Source organism: Halobaculum sp. D14 (assembly GCF_051195135.1).
GTDB lineage: Archaea > Halobacteriota > Halobacteria > Halobacteriales > Haloferacaceae > JBNTKA01.
Genome location: NZ_JBNTKA010000001.1, coordinates 383,773 through 401,098, shown reverse-complemented (window position 1 = coordinate 401,098; position 17,326 = coordinate 383,773). Strand labels below are relative to the sequence as shown.

17 protein-coding genes and 1 tRNA gene are annotated in these 17,326 nt (G+C 68.3%); 10 read left to right on the top strand and 8 right to left on the bottom strand.

All coding sequences use genetic code 11. The features are described from left to right. The first annotated feature begins 78 nt into the window (after positions 1-78). Together ACQUST_RS01995 and ACQUST_RS01990 are read left to right on the top strand one after the other, a co-directional pair. A complete protein-coding gene (locus ACQUST_RS01995) occupies positions 79-501 on the top strand; it encodes a low molecular weight phosphatase family protein (protein WP_435124296.1) in 423 nt (140 codons plus the stop codon). A 16-nt stretch (positions 502-517) separates the two neighbouring features. Beyond that, positions 518-1,882, top strand: coding sequence for an MFS transporter (locus ACQUST_RS01990; protein ID WP_435124295.1), 1,365 nt, complete (start codon positions 518-520; stop codon positions 1,880-1,882). Positions 1,883-2,125: 243 nt separating this feature from the next. Here ACQUST_RS01990 and ACQUST_RS01985 read toward each other — a convergent pair whose 3' ends face one another. Both ACQUST_RS01985 and ACQUST_RS01980 read right to left on the bottom strand, forming a co-directional pair. Further along, the gene (locus ACQUST_RS01985; RefSeq protein WP_435124294.1) at positions 2,126-3,124 is read right to left on the bottom strand and encodes a tyrosine-type recombinase/integrase; all 999 of its coding nucleotides are present in this window, start codon (positions 3,122-3,124) and stop codon (positions 2,126-2,128) included. Between the two features lie 142 nt (positions 3,125-3,266). Continuing rightward, the gene (locus tag ACQUST_RS01980) at positions 3,267-4,280 is read right to left on the bottom strand and encodes a tyrosine-type recombinase/integrase (RefSeq protein WP_435124293.1); all 1,014 of its coding nucleotides are present in this window, start codon (positions 4,278-4,280) and stop codon (positions 3,267-3,269) included. A 411-nt stretch (positions 4,281-4,691) separates the two neighbouring features. Here ACQUST_RS01980 and ACQUST_RS01975 point away from each other — a divergent pair, with 411 nt between their 5' ends. From ACQUST_RS01975 to ACQUST_RS01955, 5 genes are all read left to right on the top strand, one after another. Next, on the top strand, positions 4,692-5,213 hold the full coding sequence (locus tag ACQUST_RS01975; protein WP_435124292.1) for a hypothetical protein: 522 nt from the start codon (positions 4,692-4,694) through the stop codon (positions 5,211-5,213). A 157-nt stretch (positions 5,214-5,370) separates the two neighbouring features. Then, on the top strand, positions 5,371-5,910 hold the full coding sequence (locus tag ACQUST_RS01970; protein WP_435124290.1) for an AAA family ATPase: 540 nt from the start codon (positions 5,371-5,373) through the stop codon (positions 5,908-5,910). Between the two features lie 373 nt (positions 5,911-6,283). Continuing rightward, positions 6,284-7,630, top strand: a complete 1,347-nt coding sequence (locus tag ACQUST_RS01965; protein WP_435124288.1) for a hypothetical protein — start codon at positions 6,284-6,286, stop codon at positions 7,628-7,630. Positions 7,631-7,692: 62 nt separating this feature from the next. Beyond that, positions 7,693-8,334 (top strand): NUDIX hydrolase, encoded by a 642-nt coding sequence (locus ACQUST_RS01960; protein WP_435124287.1) that lies wholly within the window; start codon positions 7,693-7,695, stop codon positions 8,332-8,334. 151 nt (positions 8,335-8,485) lie between these two features. Further along, entirely contained in the window at positions 8,486-9,253 is a 768-nt protein-coding gene (locus tag ACQUST_RS01955; RefSeq protein WP_435124285.1) for a CPBP family intramembrane glutamic endopeptidase, read from the top strand. Positions 9,254-9,341: 88 nt separating this feature from the next. Here the strand turns inward: ACQUST_RS01955 and ACQUST_RS01950 are convergent, their stop codons facing one another. Next, positions 9,342-10,049, bottom strand: coding sequence for a hypothetical protein (locus ACQUST_RS01950; protein ID WP_435124283.1), 708 nt, complete (start codon positions 10,047-10,049; stop codon positions 9,342-9,344). 54 nt (positions 10,050-10,103) lie between these two features. On the opposite strand from ACQUST_RS01950, the gene ACQUST_RS01945 reads away from it, so the two are divergent. Next, the gene (locus tag ACQUST_RS01945) at positions 10,104-10,445 is read left to right on the top strand and encodes a ferredoxin (RefSeq protein ID WP_435124282.1); all 342 of its coding nucleotides are present in this window, start codon (positions 10,104-10,106) and stop codon (positions 10,443-10,445) included. A gap of 18 nt (positions 10,446-10,463) precedes the next feature. Here ACQUST_RS01945 and ACQUST_RS01940 read toward each other — a convergent pair whose 3' ends face one another. Next, positions 10,464-12,119 carry an ABC transporter substrate-binding protein gene (locus ACQUST_RS01940; protein WP_435124280.1) on the bottom strand — a complete coding sequence of 552 codons (1,656 nt, stop codon included), beginning with the start codon at positions 12,117-12,119 and terminating at the stop codon, positions 10,464-10,466. Positions 12,120-12,226: 107 nt separating this feature from the next. On the opposite strand from ACQUST_RS01940, the gene ACQUST_RS01935 reads away from it, so the two are divergent. Next, positions 12,227-12,311 (top strand) — tRNA-Leu (locus ACQUST_RS01935). A gap of 125 nt (positions 12,312-12,436) precedes the next feature. On the opposite strand, the gene ACQUST_RS01930 is transcribed toward ACQUST_RS01935, so the two are convergent. From ACQUST_RS01930 to purS, 3 genes are all read right to left on the bottom strand, one after another. Continuing rightward, on the bottom strand, positions 12,437-13,951 hold the full coding sequence (locus tag ACQUST_RS01930) for an ATP-binding protein (protein ID WP_435124278.1): 1,515 nt from the start codon (positions 13,949-13,951) through the stop codon (positions 12,437-12,439). Between the two features lie 149 nt (positions 13,952-14,100). Further along, positions 14,101-14,772, bottom strand: a complete 672-nt coding sequence (gene purQ, locus ACQUST_RS01925; RefSeq protein WP_435124276.1) for a phosphoribosylformylglycinamidine synthase I — start codon at positions 14,770-14,772, stop codon at positions 14,101-14,103. Next, positions 14,769-15,020: a phosphoribosylformylglycinamidine synthase subunit PurS gene (gene purS / locus ACQUST_RS01920; RefSeq protein WP_435124275.1), complete on the bottom strand. Its 252-nt coding sequence runs from the start codon at positions 15,018-15,020 to the stop codon at positions 14,769-14,771. Before purS ends, purQ begins: the two co-directional genes overlap by 4 nt. Positions 15,021-15,176: 156 nt before the next feature. On the opposite strand from purS, the gene ACQUST_RS01915 reads away from it, so the two are divergent. Then, a complete protein-coding gene (locus ACQUST_RS01915) occupies positions 15,177-16,097 on the top strand; it encodes a formyltetrahydrofolate deformylase (protein ID WP_435124273.1) in 921 nt (306 codons plus the stop codon). 157 nt (positions 16,098-16,254) lie between these two features. On the opposite strand, the gene ACQUST_RS01910 is transcribed toward ACQUST_RS01915, so the two are convergent. Then, positions 16,255-17,274 carry a phosphoribosylaminoimidazolesuccinocarboxamide synthase gene (locus ACQUST_RS01910; protein WP_435124272.1) on the bottom strand — a complete coding sequence of 340 codons (1,020 nt, stop codon included), beginning with the start codon at positions 17,272-17,274 and terminating at the stop codon, positions 16,255-16,257. Positions 17,275-17,326 lie beyond the last annotated feature (52 nt).

Below are 17,326 nucleotides of genomic sequence, written 5' to 3'. Positions count from 1 at the left end.
ATATGACCTGCTGTGGTAAATCAATAGTGGTTAGTAATATGTGGAAATTTATTTACCTCGGAAGCATGAACTGCGCATATGACCACGGTCGCGTTCGTTTGCCTCGGTAACGCCGGCCGCAGTCAGATGGCGACTGCGTTTGCCGAACGGGAGCGCGAGCAGCGTGGACTTGACGACACGCTCGAGATCGTTACTGGAGGTACCGACCCACACGATCATGTCCACGCCGACGTGATCGAAGTACTACGCGAGAAGGGAATCGATATCAGCGACCGCACTCCCAGCCAGATAACGGCCGCCGAAGTGACAGATGCCGCGTACATCGTGACGATGGGTTGTTCGGTCGATGAGTTCGTGCCGGACGACTGGGACGGAACGGCCGAACGGTGGGAGCTTGAACATCCGGGAGGTAATGATTTAGATGCCGTTCGGGATCAGCGCGACGAGATCCGGCGTCGCGTCGAAGAGTTCTTTGATCGCATCGGGCTCTCGAACGAGTAACCACTGTACCAGTCCCATGAGTCAGGAACAAGTCTCGGTTGAAGCGGACGAAACGACGCCATTGGATACGTTTCGTCAGTTCTTCGCGCTCGAGCGGGACGTGCTCGTGCTGTCGCTGGCGATGTTCGCGTTCAGCCTCGGCTTCCAGATGACCAGCCGATACATCCCCGAGTACATCGTCGCCCTCGGCGCGTCCGGATTCGTCGTCGGCCTCTTCGGGACAGTCAGCAACATCGTCTCGGCGGTGTTCCCGTATCCTGGCGGCGCGATCTCGGACCGACTCGGGTCACGGTATGCGCTCACGCTGTTCGGGTTGATTTCGACGCTCGGATTCGGGGTCTGGCTCGTCGCGCCGCATCTCGGTGTGATTACCGTCGCCGGCGTTACGATACAGCCTTGGATCTGGATTTTCGTCGGCCTGCTGCTCGCACAGGGCTGGAAGTCGTTCGGGTTGGGTGCAACGTTTGCGGTCGTCAAGCAGGCGACCGATCCCTCGCAGTTGGCCGCTGGCTTCGCCAGCACTGAGACGTTCCGGCGAACGGCCTTCCTCATTGGGCCGGTACTCGCGGCCGTCCTCATCAGTTTCCATCCGGACTTTACGGTGAGTTTCCAGTACGTCCTCGCCGTCGCCGTCGTCTTCGGAATCATCGGGACAGTCGCTCAGCACATCCTCTACGACGCCAGCGAGGACTCCATCGGTGACTCGTTCGAGGGGCTGGCACAGGTTCGGACGGACCTCCGGGAGATGCCGTCGGCGCTCCGGCCACTGCTCGTCGGTGACACGCTCGTCCGGTTCGCCAACGGAATGGTGTACGTCTTCTTCGTTCTCGTGATCACTCGGGTCTATCAGGTTGGCTTCGAGACGACCGTCTCACTGGCTGGCTTCTCATACGCAATTGATCTCTCCCCGGAGGCGTTCTTCGGGTTCCTGCTCGGCGTCGAGATGTTGATTGCGCTCATCTCGATGGCACCTGCTGCGAAAGTCGCCGAGCGAGTCGGACTCAAACCCGTCGTCGCGTTGGGGTTCGCTGTCTACGCCCTGTTCCCTCTCGTACTCATCAGTGGGCCAGAGGTTCTCACGGCGGTACTGCCGCTTCAGTGGGCGATGGTACTCATCTTCGCGTTCTCCGGGCTTCGGTTCGCTGGTCTACCCTCGCACAAGGCGTTGATCGTCGGTCCCGCCGAGCAAGGTTCGAGCGGCCGTGTGACTGGTACGTACTATTTGCTGCGGAACACGGTCGTTATCCCGAGCGCCGCGTTGGGGGGCTATCTCTGGGAGTTCGTGAGTCCGGAAATCGCGTTCACAATCGCAGCGGTGATCGGCGTCATCGGGACTGGCTACTTCCTCGCATTTGGAGAGGAATTCGAAGCCTACATCTGAATCGATCCGGAACGTAACGCAGTTCTTGGGCTGACTACCCCCTGTCCCCCAGCTGAATTCCTGACAAGAATCAGCAAATTTGCGTCGGCATGTGGGGGTCGCTGTATCGACTGATTACGACGCCTGCTAATATGGGTTCACTCAGTGGGAGATATGCGCCTCCCTATCTTGCACGCAAGTCTTGACAAGGCCTAGACAATCGGAGCGTGCAGAGTATTCTATGACACGTTCTTGAATGGCCGCCTAAGCCGAACTGCTTGATGAAGGCGAAGTTGGAGCGTCTGATGAGATGTGTTCGTACCCAGACTGACCTAACATCGCAACGTATGCGTGATCAATATCCCGCCCCGAGAGGTGGACGTAGCGTCCGGGAACACGTGACCCGCGCGCCCAGCCGAACCACTCACACATCTGCGCTTCTGTGAGATAGTTTGCGAGGTACGTCGCGCGACTGTGCCTGAAATGGTGCGGATTCACCGGCTTCTCGATACCAGCGCGTTCACGCGCACGGTCAAGGATGCGTAATCGGATATACTGGTAGCTGATTTGTTCGTCAGGGGATCCCTGGTTGAGATCCACTTTACTCCATAGAGGGGCGTCCAACTTTGGATCGGGATGCGTTGCGAGCCAGGCGTCGAGATAGGCGCCGGATTCGAGCAGCAGGAGCCGACGTGATCCAGTCTTGCCAGAGACGACAGCGTGCTTGCCGATGAGTGAGTCTTCGATATCACCCACTTGGAGGTCAATTAGTTCGCCGATTCGAGCGCCGGTTTCCCACAGGACAGCGATGAATGCGCGATCGCGGTCATTCTGACACTCCGCAATCAGTCGTTGAACATCGCGGGGCGTGAGGAGACTGTGGGGCAGCAATGTCGTGTAGGCGTTCTTGGACCGACGGATCCACTTTGTCTCCTCGGGGTCCTCCCCGTCGTTCATCCACTTCCAGAGCTGCTTGATCGCCTGTTTGTAATCGGTGATCGTGGATTCCTTTGTCCCACGGGTGTAGAGCCAGGCGACCAGGTCCACGAGGTCTTCTTTCTCCATATCCTCGAACCGGGTTTGACCGATGTGTTCGGCGAGTACCTTGTAGTGGGACGTCAGCTTCTGCTGTTGGGCGGCGCTAATGTCGGAGAGGATCATGTCCCGGTGGTAGTCGTGGATAACCTGCTTGTTGTCCGGGTGGATGATCGGCGAGGCATCAATGTGCGCGAGCGTCCGAGCGACTGCGCCTTCGAAATCCATCGTCGGCATAAGAGATTCTACTAGGTCGGCAGGCGAGATAATCTGAGCGTCCCAGGCAATCGATTATAATGAAGGGTATTCGTCTCTTCGACAGAACTCGGTGGTTTCGAGTGGAAACCACCGGGTTCGCAGTGCCACTCAGCTAGTCGAAATCTGGGAGATAATCCCGCCGCTGCTGCATCTTCTGCTGAAGCGACCGCTTGTCGTAGCTGCGGTCGAGCACCTCCTGCGACACGTCCATCCTATCCGACACTACGCCGTCTGGCGTATCCTCACTCAGGAAGTGGGTAATCGCGCCACTTCGCACAGCGTGCGGACTCACTGAGTCCGGACACTTGCTGGCCGCATGCCGGATTTCTGTCGCCTCACATTCGTCGGGGTCGCGGCCGTGCGGGCACTCCCGGCCCGCCATACAGGGACGCGACAGTTGGTACACGTGGTACCGGAACGTGTTGACGGTCATTCTGCCGAATTTCGTGGTTAGGAGTGGTTCCCGGCCGTGGTCATCGGTGACGTCGTGCCGGTACGTCTCCACGTAGTCGTCGATCGTCGCGCACGCCGCGGCGGACAGCGCTATATCACGTTCCCCGCCCTCGCCGTTCTTCAACGGCGTGTCGGTCTCTGGGCGGTGGCGGATGCTCGCATACCCGGCCTGCGTGTGGACGTCATCCAGGTCGAGCGCGCGGATTGAGCCGGTTCGCGCCCCGCTCTCCCAGAGTAATCTGAGGATCGTATGCTGCGGGGTCGCGTACTCGTACTTGTCCAGGAATTCGAGGATGTGCTGGGCTCTATCTGGATGCAGGATCGCGTCACTGGACCGCTCGTCGGGTTCCAGGCGGGGGATGATGACGCTCTCAGCGAGTCCATCCCGAACGGCGTCGATGGATTCGCAGAACCGCAGGAATACGCGGAGCGTGTCCAGCTGGCTCTTCAGCGTCGTCTTCTTGACCTCCGACTTGCGGCTCATCTTGTACCGTTGAAGGGCCCGCCCGCTCAGCTCGTTCAGATTCTCGATGTCGTTCGCGTCGCACCATTCGACGAATCGTTCGACGCGATAGCCGTGCGACCGCAAGGTTGCATCGGAGACTTCCCCCCGTCGATTCTCTTGGAACAGCGCTTTGCCTTCCGCCGGAGTCAGTGGTTCGAGGTCGTCCATGGGTTCTTACTCGCTCCGGCTGGTACGAGTTAGTGCGCGCGGCGGCGCGGTCCGTGCCACACGGTCGGACGGCGCGGCACCGTGGTGGCCCGACCGCTCGGAAGCCCGGCACGACGCGCGACCGCAGGGAGCGCGCCGCGCCCGGAACGTGGCAACCGGCACGGTTAGCGCCGGTGCCCCGTGGAAGCGGAAGCCCGCCCGAGCGGCCCGTCAGGGCCGCTCCGGCAGGAACCGACACCCGCGAAACCGAGTGGAGCGTGCCGGACAGAGCGCCGGCCCACTTCTCCCGCATTCTCCGCCGCACAGTCACGGTAGCGGCGACGCCGGCGGTTCCGTCGGTCACTGTCGTCGCGGGTTCGGCGACTGATTCGCCAACAAGACACTTACCGCAGGCGTTCGGGGTGCCGACCGATGCGTCACCGTGCCCTCCACGCGGTCCTGTTCGCTGCGCTCGTCGTCTCGGCCGGCTGTCTCGGGACGTCCGGCGGGTCGCCGACACCGACTGCGTCGCCGACGACTCCGCACGGGTCCCCGTCGGAGTCGCCGACCGGCGGACCGTTGACGCCGCTGCCGGATTCGACGCCGGCGTTCCCGGACGGTCCGAAGGAGCGCCCGGCGATTCCGGACGAACTGTCGACGGCGACGGCGGCGTCGTTCGCGAAGACGCACGAGCGGCGCTGGGTGTATAACACGCTGTACGGCGGCCCGAGCAGCGACGTCTCCATCGAGTGCAGCGTCGATTCGGCGGCGCGCGTCTCGGTCGGCTACCGGGTCGTGGTGAGCTGCACCGCGTCGGCGACGACCGGCGGCGAGCCGCTTCCGAACAGCACCGCGACGTCGACGGTCGTCCACGCGGACTGGTTCACGCAGACGTTCGTCTACCTCGTCGACGAGGACTCCGTGGTCCGTCAGCGCCCCGCCGGCGACCGGTGAGTCCGGGGAGCGGTAAACCCGACGAGCGATGAGTCGGGCAAGCGACAAGCCCGGCTATCGGTGGGTCCGGAGCGCGGTGCGGTGTGTGGCCACGCCGCAGGTGAGTCGGCGGAGCGGAACGGATTTGGGGCCGCCGGTGCTCCGTCGACCTGAGACAATGGCGGACACAACGCGGCTCTTCGTCGTCTGCGGGTTGCCGGGCGCGGGCAAGACGACGGTGTCGGCGGCCGTCGCAGAGCGCGTCGACGCGCCCCTGCTGCGCACCGACGTCGTCCGGAAAGAGGAGTTCCCCGAGCCCGACTACACGGACGAGGAAACCGCGGCGGTGTACGACGAACTGCTCGACCGGGCCGGCGACGCGCTCGGCCGCGACGGCGTCGCCGTGCTCGACGGGACGTTCAGGCGAGCCGACCTGCGCGACCGCGCCCGCGACGTCGCCGACGCCCACGGCGCCTCGGTCGTCCTCGTGAAAGTGGAGTGCGACGAGGCGGTCGCCCGGGACCGAATCGCGGCCCGCGAAGGCGACGAGAGCGACGCCGACGCCGGCGTGTACGAACTGCTCCGCGCGGAGTTCGAGCCGGTCGCCGGCGACCACGCCGTCGTCGACAACTCCGGGTCGCTCGCGGAGACGCGCGGCCAAATCGACGAACTGCTCCGCCGCGTCGACGCCGCGGCCCCGGTCGACGAGCCGGCCTGACGGCGACGACCGCCCGTCCGGCCGCCAACCACGACCGCCCGTCCGACCGCCAACGACAACTCCCTTTCCAGCCGCCAGCGACGACTCCCCGTCCGGGCCCCGGGCGGGACTGAAAGGGGCCGGCGGTGGCGAGGACGGCGGCCGACGCAAGCACCGCAGCGCGAGCGCAGCGAGCGCGAGGCGCGCAGCGAGGCCCCCGACTCGCCACCGCCGGGGGCTTTCGCGGTCAGCGGCGCGGTCCCGCAGTCAGCGGTGACGGCGTTCGCAGACACCGACGCGGCCGCCACCGAGCCAACCGGAATCTCGGCGTGCCCGTCTCGTCCGTCCGGCGATGACAGAAGGCTTTTGCTCCGATGCCGACTTCGCTCGGTCGATGAGGGTGGACCGCGGGGCGCAGTTGTTGCTCGCCGGCGTGGTGCTGTTCGGTCTGACTATCGCGGTGAGCGCGGCGGTCGCGCCGGACCGCGGCCACGTCGGCGGGACGGCCGCCGGGGAGTCGCCGCAGACGCTGGTCGGGTCGCAGGGCGGCGGCGCCGGGTGGCACGAGTACGGCAGCGTCTACCTGCTGAACGGGACGGACGTGGCGTGGCGCGAGGGCTCCGCGGACAGCTACTTCGACGTGCAGCGGCTCAACAACGGGAACGTCCTCGCCGGGTTCATGCACAACGGCTACGAGCGGTGCGGCCCGTACGACTCGCCGTGCGCCCGCACCGGCTACCGCATCATCGACCCGGACGCGTCGGGCGGCCCGACGGTCGTCGACGAGTACAGCTTCCCGGTGCGGACCCAGAAGAACAGCGAGGTTCACGACGCCGAGCCGCTGCCGGGCGGCGGGTTCGTGATGACCGACATGGACCGCGAACGCATCGTGGTGGTGCGCGACGAACAGGTGGTGTGGCAGTGGAACGCCTCCAGCGTCTACGACGCGCCGGCGGACCCGACGACGACCGACTGGCTGCACGTCAACGACGTCGACCGCATCGGCGACGGCCGGTTCCTCGTGTCGGTGCGGAACGCGAACCAGCTGGTCGTCGTTCAGCGCACCGCCGACGGCGGCAGCGAGGTCGTCGAAATCATCAACGCCGACGCCGCGGGCAGCAGCGACGCGTCGTGCCGCGGCGGCGGCCAGCTCCGCGACACGGACGGCGACGGCGACGTGCGCTGTGGCGACCCGGACGTGTTGAACCACCAGCACAATCCGCAGTGGCTCGGCGCGGGCGCCGTGCTGGTCGCCGACTCCGACAACGACCGCGTCGTCGAACTCCACCGCGGCGACGACGGGAACTGGTCGGTCGCGTGGACGCTCACCGAGGCCGCCGGGCTGGAGCTTCGCTGGCCGCGCGACGCCGACCGGCTGCCGAACGGCAACACGCTCATCACGGACACGCTGAACAAGCGCATCGTCGAGGTCGACGAGAACGGCACCGTCGTCTGGCGGTACGCGACCGAGCGCATCCCGTACGAGGCGGACCGCGTGCCGCGCGAGCTCCGCGGCGACGGGCTCCCGCGGATGAACGCCGACGGCGACGCGGCGGACACGCCCGAAGCCGGTGACGACACCGCGCCGGAGGGCGGCGTCCCGGTGCTCTCGTCGCTCGTCGTGCTGGTGCGCGCCGCGGCGCCGTGGGCGCCGGTGTGGTTCGCGGAGCCGCAGGTCGCCGCGACGCTCGTCTCGCTCGCGCTCGTCATCGCCGGCGCGGTCGTCAGCGTCCGCGACTGACCCGACCCGGCCGAGTCGGCGGACTTCAGCGGCTTTTTCGGCGGACGACGCGACGCTCCGGTATGACCGGCAGCGACGCTGCGGGCGACCGCCCCGACGACCCAGACGACGCCGACGGCCCGGACGACGGTTTGGCGTGGGAGACGCTGGACTCCGGCGTCGACTACGCCTGCCCCGGGTTCGACGTCCGCGTGGACGACGTACGGCTTCCGGACGGCACCGAAGGCGAGTACCACTACGTCGACGAGCCGGGAGCCGTCGTGGTGCTCCCGTTCACCGCCGACGGAGCGGCCGACGAATCCGGCGACGGGCGGAGCGACGAGGTCGTACTCATCGAGGAGTGGCGGCAGGCGGTCGGCCGCGTGAACCGCGGGCTGCCCGCCGGGTCGCTCGAAGGCGACGAGGAGCCGGCGGCGGCGGCGCGCCGCGAACTCCGCGAAGAGACCGGCTACGAGGCCGGCGCGGTCGAGCACCTCGCGTCGGTGGAGCCGAGCAACGGCGTCTCGAACTCGGTCCACCACCACTTCGTCGCGTCCGGCTGCACCCCGACCGCGTCGACCGACTTCGACGACGACGAGAGCATCCGGCCAGTCGCCGCCGACTACGACGACTTCCGCGACGCAGTCTTCGCCGGCGACGTCCGCGACGGCCGCGCCGTCATCGCCGTCTCGCAGTACGAGGCCGGCGCGCACCGCGACGACTGACCGGCCGAGCCACCACGTCCGGGCGACAGTCGGACGACGACGAACAGGCTAGAACCAGCCGAAGAACCGACGCCGACCGAGAGTCCGGGATTCGGGCACTGCGAGAGTCGGCAGTGGCAAGCGTCTTTGCGTCCGCCCGCAAGCCCCCTGCATGGTCACGCTCTCCCCCCGCGTCCGGTCGCTCGGCGTGGGGTACGGTCTCGGCGTCGCCGGCGCGGTGCTGGCGATCGTGTTGGCGTTCCCCGCGGTTCTGGCGCTGGACGCGCTCGGCGTCGCGTCCGTGTCGGTCCGGCTGGCGGCGCTGTTCGTGTTCGGCCAGTATCTCCCGTTCATGGCGTTCCCGCTGCTGTACCTCCGGTGGCGCGGCTTCGACTGGGCGGGGGTCCGCGAGTACCTCGGCGTCCGGGTGCCGTCGCTGAAGGAGGTCGGCGTCGTCGGCGCCGGGTTCCTCGCCGTGTTCGCGTTGACGCTCGGGATGACGCTGCTCATCACGGAGGTGCTCGGGCTGCCGACGGCGGAGAACTCCACGGCCCAGCTCGCACAGCAGCTCCCGCGCATCATCCCGCTGCTCGTCGTCGCCTCCATCGTCGTCATCGGGCCGTGCGAGGAGACGCTGTTCCGCGGCGCCGTCCACAACCGTCTCCGGGAGGCGTTCGACGCGCCGGCCGCGGTCGTGCTGTCGTCTGCGCTGTTCGCCGCCATCCACGTGACGGCGCTCACCGGGTCGCTCGGCGCGCGACTCACCACCATCGTCATCCTGTTCGTGCCGAGCCTCGTGTTCGGCACCGTCTACGAGTACACCGACAACCTCGTCGTCCCGGCGCTCATCCACGGGCTCTGGGACGCGTTCCTCTTCACGGCCATCTACGTCACCGTCGTCTACGGCCCCGGCATGAGTCAGGCGGTGCTGCCGCTGTAAGCCGCTGCCGCCGAACTCGACGGCTGCGCGACGACGCGGCGACGCCCGCCCGTCCGTTGGTCAGTCGGCTCGGTCAGCCGCGTCTCGGTCAGTCGTCGCGGACGGTGAGGCCGGCCGCTTCGAACGCCGCTCGTCCGCGGAGGAACGCCTCGTCGCCGTTCGGCGTGTACCGCGACGGCATGTTCACGTAGCGCCGGCGCTCGCGGCCGCCGGACTCGTAGCGGACGACGAACCGCGGCCGCGTCAACCCCTTCGTCCCCTCGACGGCGACGACCTCGGTGACCGCAGCCAGCGGAATCCGGTCGGCGGTCGTGACGCCGCGCACGACGCGCTGATAGGCGGCGACAGCCAGCAGCACACCGGCGAGCGCGCCGACGACGAGCAGTTCGTGGCCGCCGTCGGAGGCAGCCAGCGACGCCACCCCCGTCGGGAGCGCGAGAACGAACCCGACGAACACCGCCTTCCGCCACCACTCGTCGCTCCGCCAGTAGCTCCGGTACAGATTCCGGAGGTAGCCGCGGACGCTTCCAGACACCCGGATTTCGTCGTCGTCGACGACGCACTCGCCGCGCTTCGTCGGGAACCGCCGCACGTCCCCGGACGCTGCGTCGCCGCCGCGGTCGGCGGTGCTGTCGCGGTCCGCGTCGCTGCCGCGGTCCGCGTCGCTGCCGCGGTCCGCGTCGCTGGCGGCGTCGACGGTGCCGCCGCGGTCAGCGGCGTCGCTTCGCCCGGCAGCGTCGCTTCCGCGGTCCGCGTCGCCTCGGCGGTCGTCGTTCGCGTCGTCGCTGGAGGGCATCACTCGGTTCGTTCGACCGACAGAGGAAAGACCACACGGTCGCTACGGCTCCGCATGAGCGACCTGGACGCCGACGTGCAGACCGCGAGCGACTTCGGCGGGGAGGGGCCGCCGGTGGAGGAGAAGCCGTACAAGATCATCTTCGAGGCGAACGCCTGCTTCGGCGCCGGGAAGTGCGCGGAGGTCGCGGACAACTGGGAGATGGACATCGCCTCCGGGATGGCGCGGCCGAAGTCGTACTACGTCGGCGAGGACGAACTGGACGAGAACATCCGCGCCGCGGAGGTGTGTCCGGCGAAGAAGGGCGTCGGCTGCATCCACGTCGTCGACCGCCGCACCGACGAGGAGCTGGCGCCGGACCCGCACGGCGACGGCACCCTCAGCGTCGACTGGTGACGCCGCCGAGCCGCACCGCTACTTGTTGAGCGACACCGTCTCCTGCCCGGCGACCCGGGGGTTGACCTTGGCGACGGTGTGCGGCCGGAACCCCTCGACGTAGTCTTTCACGCCGAAGCTGTTCTTGAGGTTGTACACCGGCAGGTGCGCGCGGTCCTCCAGGATGGAGGTCACGGCGTCGGTGTACAGCCGTTTGCGCTCGGCGTGGTCCGCGGTCCGCCGCGCCTGCTCCAGCTGCGTCATCACTTCGTCGTTCTCGTAGTAGCAGCCGTTCGTGGAGCCCTCCTCGGACTCGTGGAACAGGTAGTAGAGGTAGCCGTCCGGGTCGACCTCGTCGACCCAGCCGAGCGTGTACATGTTGTAGTCGGACTCCTTGCCGGTCGCGTACTTGTCGAGGAACGCGCCCCAGTCGAGCCGGGTGACGCTGACGTTCGTGTAGCCGAGTTCCTGCAGGCTGTTGCCGACGGAGATGCCGATCTGTTCGCGCTTGTCGTCCGGCGGCACGATGATCTTCCACGAGTAGTCCGTCGGGACGCCGGCCTCGTCGAGGAGCCGCTGGGCCTCGTCGAGGTCTTTGTCGTGCGGAATCTGCTCCCACTCGTCGGTCGGGAAGCCCCACGGCTCGGTCACCGAGTCCGGCATCGGCGCCGTGAGGCGCTTTCCGGCCGGCTCGACGTAGTTCTTCACGGCTTCGTCCATCGAGACGGCGTAGTCGATGGCTTCGCGGACCTTCGGGTCCGCCGTCGGGCCCTCGTTGCAGTTGAACGAGAGGTAGTAGTAGCCGAGGCCTTCGCGCTCTTCGACGCTGGCGCCCTCCTGGTTCTGCACCGCGGAGTAGAGCTTCGGCGGAATGGTCTGGACGATGTCGTGCTCGCCGTTCCGGAGCGTCGTGACGCGCGTCGTCGGCTCCTCGACGGGCGCGAACGTCACGCCGTCGAGCACCGGCTGCTTCCCGTGGTAGTCCTCCCACTTCGACAGCTCGACCGACTGGCCCTCCGTGAACGACTCCAGCGTGAACGGCCCGGAGCCGACCGGGTTCTTGTTGAACGCCTTCTTGTTGTTCTCGCGGTGCTCCTTCGGCACCGGCGACCACGCCAGCTTGTGCCGGAACGGCCCGAACGGGTACTTCAGGTCGAACTGGACGGCGCGGTCGTCCACCTCGGTGATGGAGTCGACCATCGTGAACTCCGAGCCGTTCGACGTCTCCTCGCGGCCCGGCGCCAGGAACGAGTACTTCACGTCCTCGGCGGTGATCGGCGTCCCGTTCTGGAACGTGACGTCGTCGCGGAGCTCCACGACGTACCGCGTCGCGTCCTTCGACACCTCGGGCTCGCCGGCGGCGAGCTGCGGCACCAGCGCCGTCCCCTCGCTGTACGTGTACAGGCTGTCGAACAGCCGTTCGACCACCTGCAGCGACGGGACGTCGTTCGCCTGCATCGGGTCGAGGTCGAGCGGCGACTTCGTCTGCGCGAAGCTCAGCCGGCCGCCCGGCGTCGGCGTCGGTGACGCCGTGTCGGTGCCGCCGGTTCCGGTGTCGGCGCCGTCGGTCGGCGTCCCGCTGCCGTCGCCGCCGAAGCAGCCCGCGAGCCCGGCGGCGCCCGCCGCACCCGCACCGGCGAGTAGTCGGCGTCTCGTAACGCGGTCCGGGACGTCCCGGCCGTTCGTGTCGGTCATACCCGTGTACTGGGTGCCGAGAGGGATGCCGGTGTCGCTCCCCGTCTCGTTCGCCGGCGTCTCCGACCGAAACCCACTTGCGGTCCCCGCGGGAAGCGACGACCCGCGCGAGGGTGGCTGAGCCAGGCCAAAAGCGGCGGACTTAAGATCCGCTCCCGTAGGGGTTCAGGGGTTCAAATCCCTTCCCTCGCATCAGACGACGACTGGGGATGGCGTGCTCCGTTCGAGCGCGATTCGGGGAGATTACCTCGCCGAGGCCGAGCCGCGCGGACCGCTCCGCGTCCGAGGTGCCGGCGGAACTGTCTGGTTCTTCGCGGTCAGGTCGCGTCGGCGCCGACGAACTCGAAGCGTGCGCCGCCGTCGTCGCTGTCCGTGACGGAGACGTTCCAGCCGTGGCCCGCCGCGATTTCTTTCACGATCGCGAGGCCGAAGCCGCTGCCGCCCTGCCGCGTCGTGAAGCCGTACTCGAAGACGCTGTCGCGGTTCTCCGGCGGGATTCCGGGGCCGTCGTCCGCGACGTAGAAGCCGAGTCGGCCCGGGAGCGGGCCGACCGTGACGGTGACGTCGCTGCCGCCGTGTTCGACCGCGTTCCGGAAGAGGTTCTCGAACAGCCGGAGGAGCCGCGACCGGTCGCCCTCGACGGTTTCGAGGTCGTCCGCCACCCGGAGCGTCCCGGCGTCGTCGCCGGCGAGCGACCACGCCTCCGCGGCGACGTCCGGAATCGACACCGGCTCGGTCTCCTCCATCGACCGGCTCATCCGGGCGAACTCCAGCATCTCCTCGATGCGGGTGAACGCCCGCTCCAGCGCCTCCGCGGCGGCGTCGATGTCGTCGTCGGGGCCGTAGCGGTCCGCGGCGAGCTCCAGTCTGCCCTGCACGACGTTCAGCGGGTTCCGCAGGTCGTGGCTGACCGCGCTCGCGAACTGGTCGAGCCGCTGGTTCTGCCGTTCGAGCTCCTGCTGGTACCGGCGCTGTTCGAGTTCGTAGCCCAGCCACCGGCTCGCCAGCTCCACGAACGTCCGCTCGCTCTCCGTGAAGTCGGCGTCGCGCGCCTCCCGGGAGGCGAAACACAGCGTCCCGAACAGGTCGCCGTCGACGACGAGCTTCCCGCCGACGTAGCTGCCGAGCCCGAATTTCTCGTACGCCGGGTCGGACTCCCAGCCGGCGGCGACGGCGTCGTCGATGGCGAGCAGGCCGTCCGTGTCGATGGTCTTCCGGCAGTACGACTCCTCGATGGGGCACGACTCGCCGGCCTGCAGCAGCTCGTGGTCGCCCTCGGCGGCGAGGATTATCTGTCTCGACTCCGTGGTGCGGGTGACGAAGCCGTACGGGAGGTCGAGCCGCGTCCGGCCGAGCCGCAGCACGCGGCCGACCTTCTCGTCGAACGTCAGGTCGGTGTCGGAGGCGATTTCGTACAGTTCGTGCAGCGCCGAGACGCTGGCTTCGAGCTCCGACTGGAGCCGCCGGTTCGCCGTGACGTCGCGGGAGTTGACGACGAAGCCGCCGATGGAGTCGGCGGCCGACCGGCTTCCGACGGCTTCGAGCCACACCCACGAGCCGTCGGCGTGTTTGAACCGGAACCGCGCCGTCCGCGTCGTCTCGTCGTCGCCGGCGACGACCTCCATGAACGTCTCGCGGACCTCGTCGCGGTCGTCCGGGTGGACGTAGTCGAACGCGGACTCGCCGACGAGCTCGCCCGGCTCGTAGCCGAGCACGCGCTCGATGGCCGGGCTCTTGTACTGGAACACGCCGGATTCGTCGAGCACCGAGAGGATGTCCTCGGAGTAGCGAACGAGCGCCTCCAGGTCGGAGTCGAGCTGTTGTGTCGTCATTAGGGGTGGGTCGTCGTCCGCGCCGCGTCCGGAGCGGATTCGTTCAGGTCAGTACGGAAGAGCCCCGTGAACATATATCTTGTAACCAGTCGGTGGCAGGGCCGCGCTGATTTCCCAGGATAGTCGGTGAGTTCGTCGGGTCGGCGCGGTCAGGCGAACGCCCGGAGGACGCCCTGGCCGTCGACGCCGCCGACGTCGGGGAGGGTGGCGCGCTCGGGGTGGGGCATCATGACGGCGACCGTCTCGCGGGCGCCGAGGATGCCGGCGACGTTGTCGGTGGAGCCGTTCGGGTTCGCGTCGTCCGTGACGTCGCCGTCGGCGTCGCAGTAGCGGAACAGGACGCGGTCGTCCGCCCGGAGGTCGGCGAGGCGGTCCTCGCGGATTTCGAAGCGGCCCTCGCCGTGGGCGATGGGGACTTCGATGACGTCGCCGCGGTCGTAGGCGGCGGTCCACGGCGTGTCCGCGCGCTCGACGCGGAGGTGGACGCGTTCGCACTGGAACCGCGCCGAGCGGTTCGTCGTGAACGCGCCGTCGGTGAGGCCGGCCTCGCAGCCGATCTGGGCGCCGTTGCAGACGCCGAGCACCGGGACGCCGTCGTCAGCGGCGGCGCGGACCTCGTCCATGATCGGGGTGCGGGCGGCCATGGCGCCGGCGCGGAGGTAGTCGCCGTAGCTGAAGCCGCCGGGGATGACGACGCCGTCGGTGTCGTCGGGGAGGCCGTCTGCGTGCCAGACGCGTTCGGCGTCGACGCCGAGGTGTTCGAGCGCGCGGACGGCGTCGCGGTCGCAGTTCGACCCGCCGAACTGCACGACCGAAATCATCGCTCCTCGACGGCGACGTCGTAGTCGTGGATGGTCGGGTTCGCGAGGAGCCGTTCGGCCATCTCGCCGGCGCGGTCGCGGGCCGCGTCGGCGTCGGCGGCGTCGAACTCCAGTTCGAAGCGGTCCGCAGACCGGAGCGCGTCCAGTTCGAAGCCGAGGCGTTCGAGCGCCTGCTTCGTGGTTTCGGCCTCCGGGTCGAGCACGCCGCGCTTCAGCCGGACGGTCACCGTCGCGGTGTAGGCGGTCATCGGGTGCAGGTGCGTAGTCGTGCCTAAAATCCGTTTTGGGTCTCGGTCGCTGTACACGTTCGTGGATGGCAACCGTCGCGGAGAGCGACAACGGCATACCGCAGGCCGCCCTCGCCACTCCATGGTCAGACTCGACCAGCGCGAGGTGAACCGCCGATGAGACACACCGAGATCGTCGTCGTGGGAGCCGACGCGACCGGACTGGTGGCGCAGGTCACCTCGCTGCTGTTCGAGCGCGGCTGCAACATCGAGGACCTCGACCAGGACGTCCGCGACGGCGTGTTCCGGATGCGGCTGCACGCCGACACGTCCGAGATGGTGTGCAAGCCGCAGACGCTCCGAGAGGACTTCGCCGACCTCGCCGACGACCTCGACGTCGACATCCAGGTGCGGTTCCCGCACGAACAGGAGGGGAGCCGCATCGGCCTGCTCGTCACCCGCGAGGAGCACGCGCCCCGCGCCGTCCTCGAAGCCTGCGAGGACGGGACGCTCGACGCCGAAGTCGCGGTCGTCGCCGGGAACCACGACACTCTGGCGCCGCTCGCCGACGAGTTCGACGTGCCGTTCGCGGACGTCGGCGACGAGTCCGGCAGCCACGACGAGGACCGGCTGCTGGACCTGCTCGACGACCACGACGTCGACTGCGTCGCGCTCGCCCGGTTCATGCGCATCCTCTCGCCGGAGGTCGTGTTCCGCTACGAGGGCCGCATCGTCAACGTCCACCCGTCGCTGCTCCCGGCGTTCCCGGGCGCTGAGGCGTACCGGCAGGCCGTCGAGGGCGGCGCGCGCGTCGCCGGCGTCACCGCCCACTACGTCACCACCGACCTCGACCAGGGCCCGATCATCGCCCAGCGCGGCTTCGCGGTGCCGCCGACCGCCGACGTCGACGACCTGAAGGCGCGCGGACAGCCGCTGGAGGCGGAGGCGCTCGTCGAGGCGCTCCGCGCGCACCTCGACGACGCGCTCGTCGTCCGCCGCGGCCGCGTCGACCTCCGCGACGGCGTCGACGCCGACGAGTACGACCTCGGCGCGGTCGCCGAGTCGACGCCGACCGCCGCGGCGCCGCCCGCCGAGTAACCGCCGCGACGCTGCCCCGCTCGCGCTCGCCTTCGTTCTCGCTGTGTCACTCGCCGCCGCTGTTCTTCGCGCCCCGCCGCACCGAGGCGCCGTTCACGCGCCCGGTTCGCGAGATGCTCGACATCGTCGGAGCGGTCGAGCGCGTCGACGCCGCAGTTCAGAGGTCGCGGACGCGGTCGACGGCGGCGTCGATGCCGGGCGCGTCGAACCAGTCGGTGCCGGTGTAGGCGTTGGCGCCGGCGGCGTACATGTCGGCGACGGCGTCGACGACGTCGGCGGAGAGCGGCGGCGGCGACGCCGAACAGAGCCCGCGCCAGTCGGCGACGCCCTCGCGGTCGGCGCGGGCTTTCGCGTCGCTGACGGCGTCGACCCAGTCGGGGTGTTCGCGCTTGTAGTGCTGTCTGACGACCTCTTTCGACACTTCCTGGCCGCCGTAGGCGAACCGGTTCTCGTCGAAGGTGCCGACGACGTCCGCGACGACGACGTCGCCGTCGACGGACGCGCACTCGATTTTGCCGTCCTCGTGGACGAAGCCGGCGTCGGCGGCGCGCGCCGTGACGACGTCGTTGACGCGGCGCGCGAGCGCTTCGAGGTCGGCGACGTCGGCGGCGCCGGCGATGCGGTCCGCTTCGGCGCGGTCGAGGTAGCGGTCCTGCTCTTCGTACTTCGTGGAGAACTCGACGACCGGCTCCGGGAGGTCGACGGGGCCGGCGGGCCAGTCGTCGCGGTCGACGCCGACGTCGCGCGGGTCGGCGCGGCGCCGGAGGCTGGAGCCGACGGGGACCGTGTTGCGGAACACGATTTCGAGCGGCACGAGGTAGTTGCTGCCGGCGTCGGCGTGGAAGGCGTCGTAGTCGTAGCCGTCGCCGTCGCCGCAGAACGGGAGTTCGGGTACCTGCACGAGGTCGACGGCGAGTTCGCGCGGCGGGTCGTCGACGGCGGCGAGCGGGGCCGCGTCGGCGCCGACGCCGCGGTAGTGGGTCGGGACGCCGGCGGCTTCGAGCCGCTCGAAGTTGTACGCGCCCATCGTGCACAGCGACGCGCCCTTCCCGGGAATCGGGTCGGGCATCTTCCCCCAGTCGAAGACGGAGTAGTCGTCGGTGAACGCGAACCGGCCGGCGCCGGGCGAGTCGGCGGTCGGCTCGCGGTCGACGAGGAACTCCTTGACGCTCGTCATGCGTGGAGGCGCGGCGCCACGGCACATGAATCTTTCACTCCTGTGCCCACAG